Origin of the sequence: Streptomyces peucetius, from assembly GCF_025854275.1 — a bacterium.
Taxonomy (GTDB): domain Bacteria; phylum Actinomycetota; class Actinomycetes; order Streptomycetales; family Streptomycetaceae; genus Streptomyces; species Streptomyces peucetius_A.
This window is the reverse complement of the sequence record NZ_CP107567.1, coordinates 3,433,982-3,451,847: the sequence shown is the minus strand read 5'-3', so window position 1 is coordinate 3,451,847 and position 17,866 is coordinate 3,433,982. Positions and strand designations below refer to the sequence as shown.

General features: G+C 73.0%; 16 protein-coding genes. 8 read left to right on the top strand and 8 right to left on the bottom strand.

From position 1 onward, the window contains the following. Nucleotides 1-151: 151 nt before the first annotated feature. A complete protein-coding gene (locus tag OGH68_RS15715; protein ID WP_264244595.1) occupies nucleotides 152-667 on the top strand; it encodes an EF-hand domain-containing protein in 516 nt (171 codons plus the stop codon). 96 nt (nucleotides 668-763) lie between these two features. Here OGH68_RS15715 and OGH68_RS15710 read toward each other — a convergent pair whose 3' ends face one another. Then, complete coding sequence (locus OGH68_RS15710) at nucleotides 764-2,260, bottom strand: class I adenylate-forming enzyme family protein (RefSeq protein ID WP_264244593.1); 1,497 nt, start codon at nucleotides 2,258-2,260, stop codon at nucleotides 764-766. 135 nt (nucleotides 2,261-2,395) lie between these two features. On the opposite strand from OGH68_RS15710, the gene OGH68_RS15705 reads away from it, so the two are divergent. The 4 genes from OGH68_RS15705 to OGH68_RS15690 all read left to right on the top strand — a co-directional run bounded on the left by OGH68_RS15705 (nucleotide 2,396) and on the right by OGH68_RS15690 (nucleotide 6,508). Next, nucleotides 2,396-3,592: an amidohydrolase family protein gene (locus OGH68_RS15705; RefSeq protein ID WP_264244591.1), complete on the top strand. Its 1,197-nt coding sequence runs from the start codon at nucleotides 2,396-2,398 to the stop codon at nucleotides 3,590-3,592. A gap of 8 nt (nucleotides 3,593-3,600) precedes the next feature. Further along, complete coding sequence (locus OGH68_RS15700) at nucleotides 3,601-4,734, top strand: acyl-CoA dehydrogenase family protein (protein WP_264244589.1); 1,134 nt, start codon at nucleotides 3,601-3,603, stop codon at nucleotides 4,732-4,734. After that, a complete protein-coding gene (locus OGH68_RS15695; protein ID WP_264244588.1) occupies nucleotides 4,734-5,660 on the top strand; it encodes an acyl-CoA dehydrogenase family protein in 927 nt (308 codons plus the stop codon). The genes OGH68_RS15700 and OGH68_RS15695 overlap by 1 nt, the downstream gene beginning before the upstream one ends. 377 nt (nucleotides 5,661-6,037) lie before the next feature. Beyond that, on the top strand, nucleotides 6,038-6,508 hold the full coding sequence (locus OGH68_RS15690; RefSeq protein ID WP_264244586.1) for an ATP-binding protein: 471 nt from the start codon (nucleotides 6,038-6,040) through the stop codon (nucleotides 6,506-6,508). 39 nt (nucleotides 6,509-6,547) lie between these two features. On the opposite strand, the gene OGH68_RS15685 is transcribed toward OGH68_RS15690, so the two are convergent. Beyond that, nucleotides 6,548-7,474: a cyclase family protein gene (locus tag OGH68_RS15685; RefSeq protein ID WP_264244585.1), complete on the bottom strand. Its 927-nt coding sequence runs from the start codon at nucleotides 7,472-7,474 to the stop codon at nucleotides 6,548-6,550. An 81-nt stretch (nucleotides 7,475-7,555) separates the two neighbouring features. Between OGH68_RS15685 and OGH68_RS15680 the strand changes: the two genes are divergently transcribed. Both OGH68_RS15680 and OGH68_RS15675 read left to right on the top strand, forming a co-directional pair. Next, nucleotides 7,556-8,470 (top strand): SDR family oxidoreductase, encoded by a 915-nt coding sequence (locus tag OGH68_RS15680; protein WP_264244583.1) that lies wholly within the window; start codon nucleotides 7,556-7,558, stop codon nucleotides 8,468-8,470. A 72-nt stretch (nucleotides 8,471-8,542) separates the two neighbouring features. Beyond that, nucleotides 8,543-9,592 carry an alcohol dehydrogenase catalytic domain-containing protein gene (locus tag OGH68_RS15675; RefSeq protein ID WP_264244581.1) on the top strand — a complete coding sequence of 350 codons (1,050 nt, stop codon included), beginning with the start codon at nucleotides 8,543-8,545 and terminating at the stop codon, nucleotides 9,590-9,592. A 35-nt stretch (nucleotides 9,593-9,627) separates the two neighbouring features. On the opposite strand, the gene OGH68_RS15670 is transcribed toward OGH68_RS15675, so the two are convergent. Next, nucleotides 9,628-10,620, bottom strand: a complete 993-nt coding sequence (locus OGH68_RS15670) for a GlxA family transcriptional regulator (RefSeq protein WP_264244580.1) — start codon at nucleotides 10,618-10,620, stop codon at nucleotides 9,628-9,630. A 38-nt stretch (nucleotides 10,621-10,658) separates the two neighbouring features. On the opposite strand from OGH68_RS15670, the gene OGH68_RS15665 reads away from it, so the two are divergent. After that, entirely contained in the window at nucleotides 10,659-11,999 is a 1,341-nt protein-coding gene (locus OGH68_RS15665) for an MFS transporter (RefSeq protein ID WP_413470988.1), read from the top strand. 57 nt (nucleotides 12,000-12,056) lie between these two features. Here OGH68_RS15665 and OGH68_RS15655 read toward each other — a convergent pair whose 3' ends face one another. From OGH68_RS15655 to OGH68_RS15635, 5 genes are all read right to left on the bottom strand, one after another. Further along, nucleotides 12,057-12,614 (bottom strand): DUF1203 domain-containing protein, encoded by a 558-nt coding sequence (locus OGH68_RS15655; protein WP_264244578.1) that lies wholly within the window; start codon nucleotides 12,612-12,614, stop codon nucleotides 12,057-12,059. A gap of 42 nt (nucleotides 12,615-12,656) precedes the next feature. Next, nucleotides 12,657-13,247 (bottom strand): flavin reductase family protein, encoded by a 591-nt coding sequence (locus tag OGH68_RS15650; RefSeq protein ID WP_264250100.1) that lies wholly within the window; start codon nucleotides 13,245-13,247, stop codon nucleotides 12,657-12,659. 58 nt (nucleotides 13,248-13,305) lie between these two features. Beyond that, nucleotides 13,306-14,097 (bottom strand): enoyl-CoA hydratase/isomerase family protein, encoded by a 792-nt coding sequence (locus tag OGH68_RS15645; RefSeq protein ID WP_264244577.1) that lies wholly within the window; start codon nucleotides 14,095-14,097, stop codon nucleotides 13,306-13,308. Further along, complete coding sequence (locus OGH68_RS15640; RefSeq protein WP_264244575.1) at nucleotides 14,088-16,319, bottom strand: acetate--CoA ligase family protein; 2,232 nt, start codon at nucleotides 16,317-16,319, stop codon at nucleotides 14,088-14,090. Before OGH68_RS15640 ends, OGH68_RS15645 begins: the two co-directional genes overlap by 10 nt. Before the next feature lie 269 nt (nucleotides 16,320-16,588). Continuing rightward, the gene (locus tag OGH68_RS15635; protein ID WP_264244574.1) at nucleotides 16,589-17,752 is read right to left on the bottom strand and encodes a flavin-containing monooxygenase; all 1,164 of its coding nucleotides are present in this window, start codon (nucleotides 17,750-17,752) and stop codon (nucleotides 16,589-16,591) included. Nucleotides 17,753-17,866: the final 114 nt, after the last annotated feature.

Below are 17,866 nucleotides of genomic sequence, written 5' to 3'. Positions count from 1 at the left end.
AGCCCCGATGCGCCGCGCGCCCCCGCGCCTCACCTGCGCGCCCCCGTACGCCCCGTCGCACACCCGTCACCTGCCCTTCGCCCCGATGTCGCCGCGGTGCAATCGTCCGGCCGCGTACCCACCCCGGCCTCCGGGGCCTTACGCTCCCCGCATGGACAGCGCAGAGTACGAGCGGAAGATCGCTTCCCGCTTCGCCGCTTTCGATCAGGACGGCAACGGCTACATCGACCGCGAGGACTTCAGTTCCGCCGCGGCCAGGCTGCTCGCCGAGTTCTCCGTGACCGCCCGCTCCGACAGGGGGCAGGACCTGTACAGCGGTGCGGAGGCGTTCTGGCAGGGCATGGCCGGTATCGCCGACGTGGACGGCGACCAGCGGGTGACCCGTGAGGAGTTCGTGACGGGCGCGGTGAAGAGACTGCGCGACAACCCGAAGCGGTTCGGCGAGATCGCCCGCCCGTTCGTGCACGCCGTGATGAGGGTCGCCGACGAGGACGGCCGGGGTGTGACCCCTGCGGGCGTGGAGCGTGTGCTCGGCGCGCTGGGCGTCGACGCCGGTGTCGCGGCGGCGGCCGGGGCGGCACTGGACACGGACGGGGACGGACGGATCGGCGAGGAGGACGTCCTGTCCGCCTTCGCCGCCTACTACGTCACTCCCGAGCCGGAATAGGCGGGCTCGGCCGACCGCGGCTCCGGACCGGACCGGACCGGACCGGAGCCGCAGCCGTGACCGGGGCCGCGGCCGCGGCCGGGGCGTGCCCCGCTGTCACGCGTACCGTTCGCGCAACTTGTACTTGAGCACCTTGCGCAGGGTTTCGTTGCGCGGCAGCGCGTCCACGACCTCGAGCTGTTCGGGGAGTTTGTGGACGGACAGGCCCTCGGCGCGAAGATGCGCGGTGAGTTGCTCCAGCGTGGGGTCCGCCGCGCCCGGCGCCCGTTCCACCACCGCGCAGACGCGTTCTCCGCGGTCGTCGTCCGGCAGCCCGACGACCGCCACGTCGCCCACCGCCGGATGGCCGTGCAGCAGGTCCTCGACCTCCTTGGCCGAGATGTTCTCCCCTTTGCGGATGATGACGTCCTTAACCCGCCCCGCGATCACCAGGTGGCCGCTGTCGGTGAGCCGGCCGAGGTCGCCGGTGATCAGGAAGCCGTCGGCGTCGAAGGCGGCCGCCGTCGCGGCGGGGTCCAGATATCCCTTGCAGACCGCTTCGCCGCGCAGCCGGATCCCGCCGTCGACGATCCGTATCTCCATGCCCGCGGGCGGTCTTCCCTCGGTGTGGGCGAGGTCGTCCTCCGAGTCGTCGGGCGAGCCCATGGTGATCATCGGCACTTCGGTCATGCCGTAGCCGTGGGTGAGGACGCAGCCCATCTCGCCGACCACGGCGCGGTGGAGGTCGGGCGGCTTCGGGGCGCCGCCGCCCGCGAGCAGCCGCAGCGTGGGGACGATCCGGACGCCGGGTTGCTTGCGCTGCTCGGCGAGGAACATCGAGTAGAAGGCGGTGGAGCCGCCGGCGGTGGTCACGCCGTGGCGGCGGTACTCGTCGAGCGCGTCGGGCAGCGCGAACGTCTCGAAGAGGACCGCGGGGAACCCGTACAGCAGCAGCATCACCAGGTAGTCCGGGCCGCCGATGTGCGCGAACGGGAAGGCGATCGAGCCGACGTCGTCCCCGGACAGCCGCAGGGCGTGCGCCAGGCACGAGCCGCCCGCGATCAGTGAACGGTCGGTGTGCAGCACGCCCTTGGGGTCGGACGTGGTGCCGGAGGTCCAGTAAATCCAGCGCACGTCCGTACCGGAGGCGGGCGGCGCGGGCAGCGCCGCCGGGTCGCCGTCGGGCAGCGAGTCGTACGCCTCGAAGACGCCGCGGGCGCCGGTGCGCCGGGCCATGGCCGTGAAGTCGAAGCCGCGCCACTCGCCCGGCACCGCGAAGTACGCGGCCTGGGACTCCCGCAGTGCGAAGCCGACCTCGCGGTCCCGGTAGAAGGGAATGACCGGCGACTGCACGGCGCCGAGCCGCGCGAGGGCCACGGTCAGCAGCACCGTCTCGATACGGGTGGGGAGCTGCCAGGCGACGACCGTGCCGGGGCGCACGCCCTTCGCGTACAGCCCGGCGGCGGTCCGCTCCGCGCGGTCGCGCAGCTCACCGAAGGTGAGACGGCGCCCGCCCTGGAGCAGCACGGGCCGGTCCGGCGTGAGGGCGGCCCGGCGGTCGACGAGCTCCCAGAGGGTGGCGGCGGCGCCCAGGGCGTGTGCGGTCTCGTCCATGGCCGGGCACCTCCGCGATCCGACAATAACTGACGACACGTCAGATCGTAGGGTTCCGCGCCTTGTCGGTCCAGGGGTGCGGCGCTAGCCTGACAACCCGAACTGACGCACCGTCAGGAACGGAGGATGGTCCCGATGGAAAGGGAACTGCCCCGGATCGTCAGCGTCGACGACCACGTCATCGAACCGGCGCACCTCTTCGAGACCTGGCTCCCCGCCAAGTACCGCGACCGCGGACCGAAACCGGTGACCGCCGGCATCGGCGAGCTCGCCTACGTCGGCGGCAAGTACCGGATCACCATGGACCCCGACGGGCCGCCCACCGACTGGTGGATCTACGAGGACCTGAGGTTCCCGTACAAACGCAACATCGCCGCCGTCGGCTTCGACCGCGACGACATGACCCTCGAGGGCATCACCCGGGCCGAGATGCGTCCCGGCTGCTGGGACCCGGTGGAACGCCTCAAGGACATGGACCTGAACCACGTCGAGGCGTCGCTGTGCTTCCCGACCTTCCCGCGCTTCTGCGGCCAGACCTTCGCGGAGGCCCACGACAAGGAGGTCGCGCTCGCCTGTGTCCGCGCCTACAACGACTGGATGGTCGAGGAGTGGTGCGGCGACAGCGGCGGGCGGCTCGTCCCGCTGTGCATCGTCCCGCTGTGGGACATCGGCCTCGCGGTCGCCGAGATCCGCAGGAACGCCGCGCGGGGCGTGCGTGCCGTCACTTTCTCCGAGATCCCCACCCACCTCGGGCTGCCCTCGATCCACTCCGGCCACTGGGACCCGTTCTTCGCCGTGTGCCAGGAGACCGGCACGGTCGTCAACATGCACATCGGGTCCAGCTCCCAGATGCCCGCCGCCTCCCCGGACGCGCCGCCCGCCGTGCAGGCCGCGCTGTCGTTCAACAACGCCATGGCCTCGATGACGGACTTCCTCTTCAGCGGTGTCCTCGTCCGCTTCCCCCGCCTCACCCTCGCCTACAGCGAGGGCCAGATGGGCTGGATCCCGTACGCCCTGGAGCGCGCCGACGACGTGTGGGAGGAGCACCGGGCCTGGGGCGGGGTGCGCGACCTGATCCCCGAACCGCCCTCCACCTACTACTACCGGCAGATCTTCTGCTGCTTCTTCCGCGACAAGCACGGCGTCGCCTCCCTCGACACCGTCGGCCGCGACAACGCCACCTTCGAGACCGACTACCCGCACGTCGACTCGACCTTCCCGCACACCAAGGAGGTCGCCCTCGACCATGTGAAGGACCTCGACGACGAGACCGTGTACAAGCTGATGCGCGGCAACGCGATCCGCATGCTCGGCCTGGACCTGGACTCGTAGGAGGGCCCGTGGACCTGGCGTACACCGACGCCGAAAAGGAGTACCGTGCCCGGCTCCGCGACTGGCTGGCCGCCGCCCTGCCCGGCCTGCCCCCGCAGCCGCCGCCCGACGACTGGCCGGCGCGGCGGGCGTACGACACCGCCTGGCAGCGCGCGCTGTACGACGCGGGCTACGGGAACGTGCACTGGGACGCCTCCCCGACCCTGCGGCTGATCTTCCTCGAGGAGACGGAGAGGGCCGGAGCGCCGTACGTGGGCGCCAACTTCGTCGGACTGCTGCACGCCGGGCCGACCATCGCCGCGGAGGGCACCCCCGAGCAGCGGGAACGCTGGCTCGGGCCGATCCTGCGCGGTGACGAGATCTGGTGCCAGGGCTTCAGCGAACCGGACGCCGGCTCCGACCTCGCCTCGCTGCGCACCAAGGCGGTCCGCGACGGCGACGCGTACGTCGTGACCGGCTCCAAGATCTGGACCTCGCACGCCGAGGTCGCCGACTGGTGCGAACTGCTCGTCCGCACCGACCCCGCCGCCCCCCGGCACCGCGGCATCACCTGGCTCGCGATGCCCATGGACGCGCCCGGCATCACCGTACGGCCGCTGCGCACCCTTGCAGGGTCCGCCGAGTTCGCCGAGCTGTTCCTCGACGAGGTGCGGGTGCCCGCCGACTGCCGGGTCGGGGAGGAGAACGACGGCTGGCGCGTCACCATGGTCACGCTCTCCTTCGAACGCGGCACCGCCTTCGCCGGTGAGGTCGTCGCCTGCCGCCGCACGCTCGCCGAGGTGGCCGCCGAGGCACGGGCCAACGGCAGCTGGGACGATCCGGTACTCCGCCGCGGACTCGGCCGGCTGCACGCGGAGTTCGCGGCGCTGTGGCGGCTCGTCCAGTGGAACGTCAGCGAGGCCGCCGCGACCGGCAGCGTCCCCGGCACCGGCGGGTCCGTCTTCAAGCTCCGTTACTCGCACGCCCGTCAGGAGCTGTACGACGCGGCCGCCGAGGTCCTCGGACCCGACGCGTTCGACCTGTCACGGCCGTGGACCGTGCAGCGGCTGTCGTCGCTCTCGTACACGATCGCCGCCGGCACCTCGCAGATCCAGCGGAACATCGTCGCCGAGCGCATTCTCGGCCTGCCCAAGGGACGCTGATGGACTTCCGGCTCACCGACGACCAGCGGGCGCTGCGCAGCGGCGCGCGCGAGCTGCTCGACGGCCGCTTCGCGCGCGAGGCGCTGCGGGCCGCCGTCGACCGTGACGGCAGGGTGGACCGGAAACTTTGGCGCGAGCTGGGCGGGGCGGGGTTCTTCGCGCTGCGGCTGCCGGAGAGCGAGGGCGGCGCCGGGCTGGGGCTGCCGGAGGCGGTGCTGCTCTTCGAGGAGGCGGGCCGGGCGCTGCTGCCGGGTCCGCTGGTGGCGACACATCTCGCGGCGGGGACGGTGCCCGGGGCGGCGGACGGCACGGCGGTCGTCACCTGCGCGAACCAACTAGCCCACCTCGTACAGCATTTCGACGACGCGGACGCCGTGGTCGCGCTCGGGGCAGGCGCTTTGGAGGCTGTGGAGCTACGGGAGGCGGCCGCCGTACGGTCCCTCGACCCGCTCACGCCCCTGCACCGGCTCCCGCACCCGCCGCCGCCCGCCGCGCCCGGCCCGCTGCCGGCCGCCGCGGTGCTCCTCACCGCCGCCGAGCAGCTCGGCAGCGCGGCCCGCAGCACGGAGGAGGCGGTGCGCCACGCGAAGCACCGGGTCCAGTTCGGGCAGAGCGTCGGCGGCTTCCAGGCGGTCAAACACCTGTGCGCCGAGATGCTGGTGCGTACGGAGGTCGCCCGCGCCGCCGTCTATGCGGCGGCGGCCGTCGGCCCGGACCTGACGGAGGCCGCGGGGGCCAAGCTGGCGGCCGACGAGGCGGCGGTGCGCAATGCGGGGGACTGCCTTCAGGTGCTCGGCGGCATGGGCTTCACCTGGGAGGCGGACGTCCATCTCCACCTCAAACGGGCTCTGCTGCGGGCCCGGATGTGGGTGACGACGTCACAGGCGGAGGAGATGCACGCCGAGGCCCTGGCCGCGGCGCTCTGAGCCGTCACCGTGTGTCGATATCGGGTTGTGTCCTTCGGGCGACTCGTCACACGGTGGAGTCGGGGCGGCACTCCGGTACGCTCCGTTGGATGCGAGTCGCTGCGATGACGGGGTCTCACGGTGCCGCCGGTACGGCGGTCCCGGTCCCGTCGATGCGAGCTGTTCGGCCTGTGCGAATGCGTTCTGCGGCACTGTGTTCGACTCGCCGCGGCGTGCGTCGCACAGTATGCACCACGCGTACTCCTTCACGCTGGAATATGCCCGAAGCGCTTGTTGCGGTGACTGTAAGTCAATCAAGCTGTGCTGCAAGGGAATCACATTCCGTTATGGCTGTGAGGCGCGAGGCTATGTGTCCGCCGGTTCGGGTGGTGTGAGCGGTGCAGGTGCTTCAGGTGCAGTTGGAGATCGGGTCCGACCCTTCGGAAGTGGGACGGGCCCGCAGATGGGCCAGAGCGCGGCTCGTGAAGTCCGGGGTGGGCGACGACGAGCGGCTGGCCGAGACACTGATCCTGCTGATCTCGGAGCTGGTGACCAACGCTGTGGTGCACACCGGCTGTCCGGCGGTGCTGCGCATGCTCTTCGGCGGGGGCGCCGCGGGGGCCGGGACGGTCAGGGTCGAGGTCGCCGACGTCAGCGCCTGCCCGCCCAGGCCCCGGCACGCGCAGGGTGAGGACACCGGCGGCCGCGGCCTGGAACTCGTCGACGGGCTCGCGGACCGCTGGGGCTGGCGGCGGGAGGGCGCCGGCAAGTCCATCTGGTGCGAGGTGGACCGCGGTCTGCCCACGGGCGCGCACCGGCTGGCCGGCGGGCCCGTCGCGCGCGGACCCGTCGTCGCGCGCGGGGCCTGAGACCGCCGCGGAATCGCAGTACGCACGGCCGCCGAAGACTCACAGCACAGCCACCGGGGCGACCGGTGTCCCGGTGGCGCCGACGAACGGCTCCGGCATCGCGGAGAGCAGAAAGGCGTACCGCCGGGCCTGTGCACAGGCTGTGGACAACTTTTCCAGATTCCAGTTCTGGCCCTGCGGCATGCCCATCTCCACGAGGTGCAGCGCGTGCACCGGGAGCCAGAGGTCCTCGATCTCCGGCGGGAAGATCTCGAAGGTGAGGGTGTCGTTCGCGACGGCGGCGACGTCGCGGGCGTGGAACCACTCGGGCGTACGCACCGACAGACCGGGCGACGGATACCCGTAGCCGTGCCGGTCGCCACCCAGCAGGAGCCGTATCTGCCCCGTCCGCACCAGGACGATGTCGCCGCCGCGGACGGTGACGCCCCCGTACTCCGCCGCCTCGTCCAGGTCCTCCGGTGTGACGGCGTGGTCGCCGGGCAGCCGGTCGAGCCCCTTCGCACCGGCCACGTCCAGCAGTACGCCGCGTGAGACGACGGGAGGGGCCTTCTCGATGCCGCTGAAACGGGCGCCCTCGTGCGGGGTGACGGTGTTTGCGGGGCGGCCGTTGTAGAGGCGGCCCGAGTGCGAGGCGTGGGTGAGGGCGTCCCAGTGGGTGGCGGCCTGGAGTCCCATCGTCACCGTGTCGTCGCTGGTGGCCACGGTGCCGGGCCCGAACAGCTCCTGGTTGATCTGCACCATCGTGTGCAGCGGGTCGATCCGGCCCGGGATGACGCCGGTCTGCACGCCGCCCTGCCTCAGCGGCAGCGCGAGAGGGACGCGGAGCCCGCTGCGGACGGTGGCGACGGCGCCGGTGACCACCTCGTCGTCGATCAGATTGAGGGTGCCGATCTCGTCGTCCTCGCCCCAGCGCCCCCAGTTGTTGACGCGCTTCGCGATGTCGTGGAACGCGGCCGGCAGTGACATGGGGCCTCCCGGGGCTTGTGTTCATGTGTCCGACTCCCCAGAATCTAACGGTCCGTCAGAAACCGCGGGAAGGGGCCGGTCGTGGGGAACTTCTTGGCAGGCAAGGCCGTCGCCGTGACCGGAGCCGGCCGCGGCATCGGACGGGCGGTCGCACTGGCCTGCGCCGCCGAGGGCGCGAGCGTCGTCGTGGGTGACCTCGGTGTCTCCGTGGACGGGGCGTCCTCGCCCACCTCCGAGGTCGCCGACGGCGTCGTCAAGGAGATCGAGGCGGCCGGCGGCACGGCGGTCGCCGTGGCCGACGACATCGCCACGATGGCGGGCGGCCGGCGCATCGTGGACGTGGCGCTCGCCGAGTACGGACGTCTGGACGGGGCCGTGTGCGTCGCCGGGATCCTGCGCGAACGGATGCTGTTCAACATGGCGGAGGAGGAATGGGACTCCGTCCTCGCCACCCACCTCAAGGGCACCTTCACCGTCTTCCGCGCCGCCTCCGCGGTGATGCGGGCACAGGGCTCCGGCACGCTGATCGGCTTCACCAGCGGCAACCACCAGGGGTCCGTCTCGCAGGCCAACTACGCGGCGGCGAAGGGCGGCGTCATCTCCCTCGTCCGCAGCGCGGCGCTCGGCCTGCACAAGTACGGCGTCACGGCGAATGCGGTGGCCCCCGTCGCCCGTACCCGCATGTCGGCGAACGTGCCCATGGAGCTCAAGGAGATCGGCGAGCCCGAGGACGTCGCCGCCCTGGTCGTCTACCTGCTCTCCGACCGGGCCCGCGCCGAGCGGATCACCGGCCAGGTCTACACGATCGCCGGCCCCAAGATCGCGGTCTGGGCCCAGCCGAGGGAACTGCGCGCCGCCTACGGCGAGGGGCCCTGGACCCCGGACCGCATAGCCGACTTCCTGCCGGGCACGGTCGGCACCGACCCCATGCCGCTGCTGGCGCAGCTGGACGCCATGTCCGCGGCGGCACAGCGCGGCGCCCGCCCCAATGCGTGAGCCGGGCGCGCCGGGCGGGGCCCGGCGCCACGTCCCCGCCGGGTGGACGCCCGGCCTGCCGAAGGAGCCGCGGTGAAGGGTGTCGTGTTCGACGGGGAACGGGTCCGGGTCGTCGACGACCTGGAGATACGCGCCCCCGGTCCGGGCGAGGTCCTCGTCGGGATCGCCGCCGCCGGGCTGTGCCACAGCGACCTGTCCGTCGTCGACGGCACGATCCCCTTCCCCGTGCCGGTCGTCCTCGGCCACGAGGGCGCGGGCGTCGTCGCGGCGGTCGGCCCCGGCGTGGTCCATGTCGCCCCAGGTGACCACGTCTCGCTGTCCACCCTCGCCAACTGCGGTGCCTGCGCCGACTGCGACCGGGGCCGCCCGACGATGTGCCGACGGGCCATCGGCCGCCCCGGACGCCCCTTCTCCCGCGGCGGCGCCCCGGTGTTCCAGTTCGCCGCCAACTCCGCCTTCGCAGAGCGGACGGTCGTCAAGGCCGTGCAGGCCGTGAAGATCCCCGCCGACGTGCCCCTCACCTCCGCCGCGCTCATCGGCTGCGGAGTCCTGACCGGCGTCGGGGCCGTACTGAACCGTGCCAGGGTGGAACGGGGCGACACCGTCGTCGTCATCGGCACCGGCGGCGTCGGCCTCAACGTCCTTCAGGGAGCGCGGATCGCGGGCGCCTCGGCGATCGTCGCCGTGGACACGAACCCGGCGAAGGAGGCCGTGGCACGGCAGTTCGGCGCCACGGACTTCCTCGCCTCCGTCGACGGCGTGCGGGACGTCCTCCCCGCCGGCGCCGACCACGTCTTCGAGTGTGTGGGCAGCACCGCGCTGATCCGCGCGGCGATCGAACTGCTCGACCGCCGCGGCCAGGCCGTCCTGCTGGGCATGACCTCCCCGTCGGCACAGGCCGCCTTCCTGCCCGCGTCCCTCTTCCTGGACAAGTCGGTCCTCGGCTGCCGCTACGGCTCCTCCCGCCCGCAGCACGACATCGCCCTCTACGCGGACCTGTACCGGCAGGGCCGCCTCCTCCTGGACGAACTGGTCACCGCCACCTACCCCGTCGAGGACTTCGCCAAGGCGGCGGACGACGCGCAGCAGGGACGGGTGGCGCGCGGCGTGCTGACGTTCTGAGGCACGGCGCGCACGGTGCGACCCGCAGCGGGCCGTCAGTCCCCGGAGGGGACCGTCCGCGCGCGGAAGGTGCGCCGGTAGACCGTGGGCGGGACACCGAGCGCCGCCTGGAGGTGCTGGCGCATCGACTGGGCCGTGCCGAAGCCGGCGTCCCTGGCCACCTGGTCGACGGAGCGCTCCGTGGACTCGAGCAGGTGCCTGGCCCGTTCCACCCGCTGCTGGGTGAGCCACTGGCCGGGGCTGATGCCGACCTCCTCGCGGAAGCGCCGGGTGAAGGTCCGTACCGACATGGACTCCTGGTCGGCCAGGTCCCGCAGCTGCAGCGGCTCGTGGAGCCGGCTCAGCGCCCAGGCCCGCGCGGCCGTGGTGGTCGCCATCTGCGGGTCGGGCAGGGGCCGGTGGATGTACTGGGCCTGGCCGCCGTCGCGGTGCGGGGGTACGACGGTCCGGCGGGCGACCTCGTTGGCGACGGCCGCGCCGTGGTCGCGGCGCACGATGTGCAGACACAGGTCGATCCCGGCGGCGACACCCGCGGAGGTCAGTACGTCGCCGTCGTCGATGAACAGCACGTCCGCGTCGACCGCGACGGACGGGAAGAGCCGCTGGAAGTGCTCGGCGCACGACCAGTGGGTGGTCGCGGGCCGTCCGTCCAGGTATCCGGCGGCGGCCAGTACGTACCCGCCCGTGCAGATGGACACCATCCGGGTGCCGGGCCGGACGTACGCGAGGGCGGCGGCCAGCTCCTCGGTGAGGCGGCCCTCGTCGTAGACCGGACCCAGCTCGTAGGAGGCGGGGACGACGACGGTGTCCGCCGTGGCCAGGGCCTTCGGGCCGTGCTCGACGTGGACGGCGAAGTCCGCGTCCGTACGGACCGGGCCGGGGGCGAGACCGCAGGTGACCGTCTCGTACAGAGGGCTGCCGTCCGGCGCCTTGGCGCGGCCGAAGATCCGGTGCGGGATGCCCAGCTCGAAGGGGAGCAGCCCGGTCAGCGCCAGGACCACCACGCGATGCCGTCGGGACTGTGTCATGGCCCGATCCTAACGAACACTGTCCTTCGGGCCACTCGATGGTGGACGGCCCGGGCCGGAAGCTGGGTGACGTGACCCAGACAAGCGTTCCGCACACCACCTCCGAGCAGCCGCTGCGCCGGCCTCCCCGCGTCCACCGCGCCTGGTTCGTCGCCGCCGTCACCTTCGTGACGATCATCGGCGCCGCGGCCTTCGCGTCCCTGCCGGGCCTGCTGATCGAGCCCCTGCACGCGGAGTTCGAGTGGTCGCGCGGCACGATCGGCTTCGCCGTCTCGGTCAACCTGGCGCTGTACGGACTCACCGCGCCGTTCGCGGCGGCCCTGATGGACCGGTACGGCATCCGCCGTGTCGTCGCCGTCGCGCTCACTGTGATCGCGGCCGGCTCGGTGCTCACCGTGTGGATGACCGCGCCGTGGCAGCTGATCCTCTACTGGGGCGTCCTCGTCGGCCTCGGGTCCGGCTCGATGGCGCTCGCCTTCGCGGCCACCGTCACCAACCGGTGGTTCGTCAAGCGCCGCGGCCTGGTCACCGGCATCCTCACCGCGGCCGGGGCCTCCGGCCAGCTCGTCTTCCTGCCGCTGCTGTCCTGGCTGGTGGAGAACCACGAATGGCGGCCCGCCGCGATCACCGTCGCGCTCTGTGCGCTGGCCGTCGTCCCGTTCGTCTGGCTGCTGCTGCGCGACCACCCGGCGGACGTGGGCATCGCCGCGTACGGCGCCGAAGGCTTCACGCCCAAGCCGGACCCGGTGCCGGGAGCGGCGCGCAGAGCACTGGCGGTCCTCTTCCGGGCGGCCCGCACCGGCCCGTTCTGGCTTCTCGCCGGCACGTTCGCGATCTGCGGCGCCTCCACGAACGGCCTCGTCAAGACGCATTTCGTACCGGCGGCCCACGACCACGGCATGCCCATCACCGCGGCCGCGTCGCTGCTCGCCGTCATCGGGGTCTTCGACGTCGTCGGCACCATCGCGTCCGGCTGGTTCACCGACCGCTTCGAGGCGCGCCGCCTCCTCGCGGTCTACTACGCGCTGCGCGGCGTCTCGCTGCTCTTCCTGCCGATGCTGCTCGGGCCGACCGTCCAACCGCCGATGATCTTCTTCATCGTGTTCTACGGCCTCGACTGGGTCGCCACCGTCCCGCCGACGATCGCCCTGTGCCGCGAGCACTACGGCGACGACAGCGCGATCGTCTTCGGCTGGGTCCTCGCCTCCCACCAGGTGGGCGCCGCCGTCGTCGCCTTCGCCGGCGGCGTCGTCCGCGACGTCTTCGGCGAGTACGACGTGATCTGGTACGCCTCCGGCGCCCTGTGCGCGGCGGCGGCCCTGATGGCCCTGGTCATCCGCCGCAAGCCACTGCCGAAGGCGCCCCGGGCCGCCGTCTAGCAACCCGGCCCTCGGCGGCGCGGGCGGTCACCCGCGCCTCCGGGGCCGTCATGATCGTCATCGGCGGGTTCCTGCTCGTGGAACGCCTGGCCGGCTGACACGCCCGCCGCCGGCCCCGGCGCGGCGGATCTCGACCATGAAGCAGCCGAACTCCACGGCGCGTACGTGCACCAGCGCCACCGCCGGGTCGGCGAAGACGTCGCGCAGGGCGTCGTCCACCTCTGCCGCACGCTCCCTGGGGATCTCGACCAGCCTCCCGCCGAGGATGTGCCCGTCGGTGCTGTAGGCGCGCAGCACCCGGCGGGCGCCGTGGAGTCCGGCCGGGTAGCCGGGCCCGGAGGCCGGCCCCTCGCACTCCTCGGCGTGGACGAAGACCGGGCCGCACTCCTCGTAGGCGCCGGGCTTCGCGCCCGTCTCGGCGGCCCAGCGGCGCAGCGGCGCGTACGAGACGAGCACGATGCGCTCACCGGCCGCGCTGCGCCGCAGGCAGCAGCGCAGGGCCTCGCCGCCCTCGGGGTCGGTGAACGGCTGCCGGGTGTGGCCGGCGTCGTCGCGCTCGCGGAGCTGCTTCAGTACATCCGGGGCGATGGCCCGGGCCTCATGCGTCGTGGTCATGCGTCCACCCTCCGGGACGGCGCGCGCCGCCGCTGGCGGGATTCAGACGTCGAGCCGCCCGAACCGCCCGCGGTGGAACAGCAGGGGCGCGCACTGCTCGTCCGCGTCCAGGGCCTCGACCCGGCCCACCACGACCAGATGGTCGCCGCCGGTGTGCACCGCCTGCACCGTGCAGTCGATCCAGGCGGCCACGCCGTCCAGCAGCGGCGCCCCGGTCACGGGCGCCGGCCGGTACGACACCCCGGCGAACTTGTCCGCCCCGCTCACCGCGAAGCCGCGGCACAACTCCCCCTGCGTCTCGCCGAGCACGTTGACGCAGAAGCGCCCGGCACGGGCGATCCGCGGCCAGGTCGTGGACGCGCGCCCCACCATGAAGACCACGAGCGGCGGTTCGAGCGACAGGGACGCGAACGACTGGCACGCGAACCCGGCAGGGCCGTCCGCGTCGACCGCCGTCACGACGGTCACCCCGCTGGCGAAGTGCCCCAGCACCCGCCGGAACTCGCCGGCCCCGACCGGTGGTCGCTCGTCCTCCCCGACCGCCCGCAGCACCGGCGCCGGCAGCGCCTCGTACACATCGGTGCCGACGGGTGCCCCGACGGACCGGAGATACCGGACGGCGGTGGCGGCCATGGCTGCGTGTCCCATCACGCCGTCCATTGAACCTGACGGTCCATCAGATGGGAAGCGGTCAGCGGCCCTCGAACCGCGCCGCGCGCCGCTCCCGGAAACTCGCCACGCCCTCCTGGGCGTCCCTCGTCGTCATGTTCAGCTCCTGGGCCGTGGCCTCCGCCGCGAAGGACGTCGCGCGGTCGGCGTCGAGGGACGCGTTGACCAGGTGCTTGGTCAGCGCGAGTGCCCGCGTCGGGCCCGCGGCGAGGCGGCCGGCCCACTCGCGGGCCGTCTTCTCCAGGTCGGCCGCGGGCACGACCCGGTTGACGAGCCCGAGGCGTGCCGCCTCCTCGGCGGACACCGCGTCGCCGAAGAACATCAGCTCCTTGGCGCGCTGCGGGCCGATCAGCCGGGGGAGGAGGTACGCCCCGCCGCCGTCGGGCACCAGACCCCGCCGTACGAACACCTCGACGAAGCGCGCCTCCGCCGCCGCCAGGACCAGGTCGCAGGCGAACGCCAGATGCGCGCCGATGCCCGCCGCCGTTCCGTTGACCGCGGCGATCACCGGCTTCTCGCAGTCCAGTACGGCCCCGATCAGCCGCTGCGCCCCGAGCCGGATCGTGCGTGCGACGTCCCCCGGAGCCGGCTCGCGCGCCGGCGCACCGCGCAGGTCGGCGCCCGCGCAGAAGCCGCGCCCCCTCGCGGTGACGACGACCGCGCGGACCGCCGGGTCGGACGACGCCTCGGCGAGCAGCCCGATGATCCGCTCCCGCTGCTCCCACGTCACCGCGTTCATGGCCTCGGGGCGGTCGAGGGTGATCCACGAGACGGACTCCTCGACCCGGTGCAGGACGCCCGTCGTCACCGGCACACCGCCAGCGCGTCCAGCGCCACCGCGCCCTGTCCGCGCCCCAGCACCATCAGCGGGTTGACGTCCAGCTCGGAGAGCTGGTCGCCGAGCTCCAGCGCCATCCGCTGGACCCGCAGGACCACCTCCACCAGCGCGTCCACGTCCGCCGGCGGGCCGCCCCGTACGCCGTCCAGCAGCGCGCGGCCGCGCAGTTCGCCGAGCATGTCCCGTGCCTGGTCCTCGCCGAAGGGCGGGACCCGTACGGCGGTGTCGTGCAGCACCTCGACCAGGACGCCGCCGAGCCCCACGGTCACGGTCGGGCCGAACAGTTCGTCGTGGGCGACCCCGACGACCATCTCGACGCCCCGCTCGACCATCTGGCACACCAGTACGCCGTCCAGGTCGACGCCCTCGTAGCGGGCGATGTCGGTGAGCTCGCGGTAGGTGTCGCGCACTTGGCTCGCGGAGGTGAGCCCGATCCTGACCAGACCCAGTTCGGTCTTGTGCGCGAGCTGCGGCGCGGACGCCTTCATCACGACCGGGTAGCCGACCAGCGCGGCCGCCCGTACGGCCGCCGCCGCACTGGTCACCAGCTGCTCGCGCGGCACCCGGATCCCGTACGCGCGCAGCAGGCTCTTCGCCGCGTGCTCGCTCAGCTGCCGGCCCGGCTGCATGAGCGCCTGCGCCCTGCGGAACGACGGGGACGGGGTGCGCGGGGCCTCGTCGAAGGGGGAGCGGTAGCGGGCCGTGAAGCGGTGGTGGGACAGATGGGCGCGCACCGCCGTGATGCAGTTGGCGAAGGTGCGGAAGGTGGCGACGCGGGAGGAGCCGAGAAGCGTGTCGCGGTAGGCGGACTCGGTGCCGAGCGGCGATCCCCACACCACGCACACCAGTTTGTCGGTGGTCTCCGCCGCGTCGACCAGGTCCTGTGCGAGCCGGTCGCTCATCGGCGGGAAGGGCCCGGTGATGGGGCAGACCAGCACACCGACCTCCGGGTCGGCCAGGATCGAGTCGATGATCCTGCGGCCGCGCCAGTCGCCCACCGGGTGGCCGCCGTTGTCGATCGGGTTCGAGACGTTCAGGTACGGCGGTATCCACCGGTGCAGCTCCGCCTGCCGGGCGTCGCCGAGCCGCGGCAGACGCAGGCCCGCCGCCGTCGCGAGGTCCGCGAAGTGCGCCCCCGTACCGCCGGAGATCGAGTAGACGGCCACTCCGTCGGCCACCGGCGGGCGGGCGCGGGCCAGCAGGGCGGCGGTGTCCTGGAGCTCGTCGAGGCCGTCGACGCGGATCACGCCGAACTGCCGCATCGCCGCGTCCACCACCTGGTCGCTGCCGGTGAGTTTGCCGGTGTGCGAGGCGGCCGTGCGCGCCCCGGTGTCGGTGCGGCCGACCTTGACGGCGACGACCGGCACCCCGCGGCGGGCCGCCCGGTCGGCGGCGAGCAGGAAGGAACGGCCGTTCTTCAGGCCCTCCACGTAGCAGGCGATGGCCCCGACCTCGGGGCGCTCGGCGAAGTACGAGACGAAGTCGGCCGTCTCGAGGTCGGCCTCGTTGCCGGTGGGCGCCCAGTGGGAGAGCCGTACGCCCAGCTCCTGAAGGGTGAAGAGGGGTCGCCCCTGGTGGCCGGACTGGGTGACGAGCGCGATCGCCGGTCCGTCGAGGTCGTCGCGGAACCTCTCGAAGGCGTTCAGATTGGTGTTGGGCCCGAGCAGGCGGACGCCGGAACGCTCCACGGCCGCCGCCAGCCGTGCCTGTGCGGCGGCGCCCTTTTCGCCGGTCTCCGCGTAACCGGAGGCGAAGGCGACGGCGAACTTCACCTTCGCCTCGCCGAGTTGCCCGATCACCGGCAGCGGGTCGCCGACCAGCAGCACGGCGAGGTCGACCGGTTCGGGCAGTTCGGCCACGGAGGGCACACAGTCGATGCCGAAGACGGTCGTACGGGTGGGATGCACGGGATACAGGCGGGCGCCGGCGCGGGCGGCCCAGTCGACGAGCTGCCGGGTGATCCCGGTGTTCGGCCGGCCCTCCCCGTCGGAGGCGCCGACGACGGCGACGGACGAGGGCTGGAAGAACCGGTCCAGGTCGGGCACGGGCGCGTGCAGCGGACGGCCGCCGACGTCGAGGTCACCGGCGAGGGCGGTGGGTCCGGCCGCCTCGTGGACGGCGTTTCTGGGCTGATCGCCGCAGGCGACGACGCGCGCGCGGAGGTCGGAGGTGAGTGTGCCGTGAGTCGATCCGAGCATCGCTGGTCTCCGCTCCTGCTCGATGGCCGAGCTGCCCGGCCACTTAACTGACGCACAGTCAGATTAGCGAACTGACGGAAAGTCAGGAACCGGTGCCGCGCCGGCAATGCCTCAGCCGCCTCCCGCGCAGGCGCGTGCCGCCGGGGCCGGGTCGCGCCCGTGCCGGTCCGGGGTCGCGCCGCGCCGCAGGGGTCCGCCCCGTGCCGGGCCGGGGTCGGGGCGCAGCTCCCGCGGCGCGGCCCCGGCTCCGTGCCGCCGGAGAGCGGGGACTACGCCAGCGCCTTGGCGATCCTGCGTGCGTCGATCGCCATCTCGCGGAGCATGCCGCTGATCGGGTTCGTGAAGCCCGTGAAGTAGAGACCGGGAGCCTGCTTGGGCGTCCGTCCGCCGTGGACCACCGGCCGGCCCTGTTCGTCGAGCACGCCCAGGTGCCCGACCAGGCCCTCCAGCGCCCGGCGGTAGCCGGTCGCGGCGATCACGGTGTCCGGGGAGATCCGGGTGCCGTCCGCCAGTACCGCCTTGCCGTCGTCGAAGGACTCGAGAGCCGCGACGGGCTCGACGCGGCCGGCGCGGACGGCGTCGATCAGGCCCACGTCCTGCACCGGGATCGCGCCCTGCCTGACGCGTGAGTACAGGCCCGTGTCGGGGCGCGGCAGCCCTTGCGCGGCCAGGTCCGGCACGGCGACCCGGGACATGAGTGCCCCGGCCTTGTCCACCAGTCGCACCGGTAGCCGGCGGACCAGGATGCCGGTGCGCTGCGCGGGCCAGCCGGCCGTGGAGCGGCGCACGATGTGCGGGACGGTGCGCACCGCGAGCCGTACCCGCGCGGCCCCGCCCTCGACCAGGTCGACGGCTATCTCGGCGCCGGTGTTGCCCACCCCGACGACGAGGACGTCCTTGCCCGCGTAGGGCGCCGGGTCACGGTAGTCGCGCGCGTGCAGCAGTTCGCCGCCGTACGTCTCGCGGCCCGGCCAGTCGGGCAGCCGGGGGGTGTGGTTGTGGCCCGTGGCCACCACGACGGCCCGGCCGGTCAGCTCGCGACCGCCGGTGGCGTGCAGCAGCCATTCGCCTCCGGCCGGTTCGATGCGGGACACCTCGACGCCGGTGACGATCTCCAGTTCGTGGAACTCCGCGTACTTCTCCAGGTAGCGGACGACGTCGTCGCGCGAGACCCAGCGGCCGAACGAGCGCGGCATCGGCAGCCCGGGGAGTGCGGAGAGCCTGCGGGTGGTGTGCAGATGGAGCCGGTCGTAGTGGCGGCGCCAGGAGGCGCCGACCGACTCCGACTTCTCGAGCACGACGGCCCGCACGCCCCGCCCCCGCAGGGCGGCCGCGGCGGCGAGACCACCCGGGCCGCCGCCGACGACGTACACGGGCCGGTGGTTCGTCCGGTCGGTGCCCGGGAATCTGTCGTTGTCCTTTTCGTCGGCCATGAGCGTGAGCGTAATGAACCGCCGATTTGATGGGTCTCAGTCAAGACCGGGTTCGGTTGCGAATGGGTCACGACCTGGGAACTCCGGGCGCCCCGGCACCCTCCCTCTTGCGCG